The following is a 2,196-nucleotide window of genomic DNA, read 5'->3' on the forward strand; positions in this document are numbered from 1 at the left end:
GGCGGGGGCGTGTGGGTGTCGGGGTCGCCGGGGCGGGGAGCGCGGCCGGCAGCCGGAGGCATGCCAGCAGGAGCGGATGTCGTGATGGTGAACAACGGTCCCGCCGGGCCCGGGGCCAGTGCGGTGGAATGCACCGTCACCTGCGACGATCGGAAGTGCGGCGGCTTCGATCGGCGCTACGGATCGAGCACCAGCCGCGGCCCGCGGGCGCGCGAGACGCAGATCATCATCGTGTCGTCCGCCGCTCGCTCGGCGGCGTCGAGCACGGAGTCGCGGTGGTCGGGCTCCCCGTCGAGGACGGCCGTCTCGCAGGTGCCGCACGTGCCCTCGCGGCAGGACCCCAGCACGTCGACGCGCGCCGCCACCACCGCGTCGAGCACCGACGTGCCCGCGGGCACCGCAACCGTGCGCCGCGACCGCGCGAGGCGGACCTCGAGGTGCTCCTCGGCGCGCGTCGCGGCGTCCGGCCGGGGGACGAAGCGCTCGACGTGCAGCCGTCCGGCGGGGCAGAGGCGCTCCAGCGCCGCGAGCAACGGCTCCGGTCCGCAGGCGTAGACGTCCACCGCGTGCGGCATCTCGCGCAGGGCCGCCCTCAGCCGTGCTCGTCCTGGGGTGCGGACGGTGACCCGCGGATCGGTGAGCGCGTCGACGTACGCCATCGACCCGCGCCGCCGTCCCCCGTACGGCAGCCGCCAGTCCGCGCCCGCCGCCTTCGCGGCGGCGACCACCGGCAGGATCGGGGTGATGGCGATGCCCCCGACGACGAAGAGGAGGCGCGTGGCCCAGCCGGAAGGGATTGCGCGGCCCCCCGACCTCCACGAGCGTCCCCGGCATCAGGTGTTCGTGCACACGGGCGGACCCGCCGCGGCCCGCCTGCTCGCGCAGCACGCGATCCGCCAGGCGTCGGGGTGGTCGGCGGCGCCGCACAGCGAGTACTGGCGGACCAGGCCGGGCCCGAGCAGGAGATCGATGTGCGTGCGCCCGGTGACCCGCAGCAGGCGGGGTGCCGGTGACGGCCGCGGGCGTCGGGGCGGGCATCGGGGACGGGAGGACCTCGGACACGGGAACTCCTCGCCGCTCACAGGGGGTCCGACGCTAGGTCGGGATGCCCGCGCGGCGGCCGCCGATCGCGAAGACCGATCGCGTGATCGGAATCGTCGAGCCTCGTACCCGGCCCGTGACCTGCGGTCTCATCCGGGCGGGAAGCTTGTGGACACGCACAGTTCCCCTGCTGCACGTTCCGCCGTCGACCACTGCCGACCGGCCTGGCATTACGGTCGGTCGGTATCCCTGGGAGGCGGGCGGACACGATGGAATTCCGGTACCTGCGCTCGTTCCTGGCCATCGCCGAGGAGCTGCACTTCGGCCGCGCCGCGACCCGGCTGCACCTGGCACAGCCGTCGTTGAGCCAGCAACTGCAGCGGCTCGAACGGGACGTGGGCGTCGAACTGGTGCGGCGCAGCCCGCACGAGGTCCGGCTGACCGCCGCGGGCGAGGCGTTCCGCGAGGAGGCGAAGCGCCTGCTCGACCACGCCGACCGGGCGGTGGCGGCGGCCCGCGCGGTGGCGCTCGGGCAGGCCGGAACGATCAACATCGGGTTCAACTTCCCCGCGGGCCAGGACGTGCTGCCCGCCGCGCTGGCGGCGCTCAACGACGAGTACCCGCGGGTGCAGACGCAGCTGTGGGAGAAGCGCACCGGGCCGCAACTGCGGGCGCTGCTCGCCGGTGAGCTGGACGTCGCGTTCGTCTACGGCAGGCCCACGAGCCCCCGGCTCGGCTCGCAGGAGCTGATGACGGTGCCGATCGTGGCGGTGGTCGGGGAGGGCCACCCGTGGGCCGGGCGGGACGCGGTGCCGATGCGTCTGCTGGAGCGCCAGCCCTGCCTGTTGTTCCGTCGCGAGCAGAGCCCGGCGATGCATGACGCCATCGTCGGCGCGGCCGACCGGGCCGGCGTCAAGCTGACCGTCGCCAGCGAGGTCGACGACCCGGTGGCGACGGGCGTGCTCGTGACCGCCCGCCAGGTGATCGGCTTCGCGTCGGCCTCACGCGCGGTCCGGGCGCCCGCGCAGGGTCTAGAGCGTGTCCCTTGGATCATGGGACGGGGTCGCGGAGCCAGATCCTGATCGAGGCGACGTCGATGGTTCCGCGGAACATGTAGTCGCGCTTGTCGTAGCGGGTGGCGACCGCGCGGTGGCC

Annotated in this window: 3 protein-coding genes; 1 reads left to right on the forward strand and 2 read right to left on the reverse strand. The window is 74.5% G+C overall.

All coding sequences use genetic code 11. The features are described from left to right. Positions 1 to 176: 176 nt before the first annotated feature. Together KME75_RS44555 and KME75_RS44560 are read right to left on the reverse strand one after the other, a co-directional pair. Positions 177 to 728, reverse strand: a complete 552-nt coding sequence (locus tag KME75_RS44555; RefSeq protein WP_308283505.1) for a flavin reductase family protein — start codon at positions 726 to 728, stop codon at positions 177 to 179. A gap of 105 nt (positions 729 to 833) precedes the next feature. Continuing rightward, the gene (locus tag KME75_RS44560; RefSeq protein ID WP_246633807.1) at positions 834 to 1,082 is read right to left on the reverse strand and encodes a hypothetical protein; all 249 of its coding nucleotides are present in this window, start codon (positions 1,080 to 1,082) and stop codon (positions 834 to 836) included. Positions 1,083 to 1,310: 228 nt separating this feature from the next. On the opposite strand from KME75_RS44560, the gene KME75_RS41120 reads away from it, so the two are divergent. After that, positions 1,311 to 2,123 carry a LysR family transcriptional regulator gene (locus KME75_RS41120; protein WP_219420397.1) on the forward strand — a complete coding sequence of 271 codons (813 nt, stop codon included), beginning with the start codon at positions 1,311 to 1,313 and terminating at the stop codon, positions 2,121 to 2,123. Positions 2,124 to 2,196 lie beyond the last annotated feature (73 nt).

Origin of the sequence: Pseudonocardia nigra, assembly GCF_019396355.1 — a bacterium.
GTDB classification, from domain to species: domain Bacteria; phylum Actinomycetota; class Actinomycetes; order Mycobacteriales; family Pseudonocardiaceae; genus Pseudonocardia; species Pseudonocardia nigra.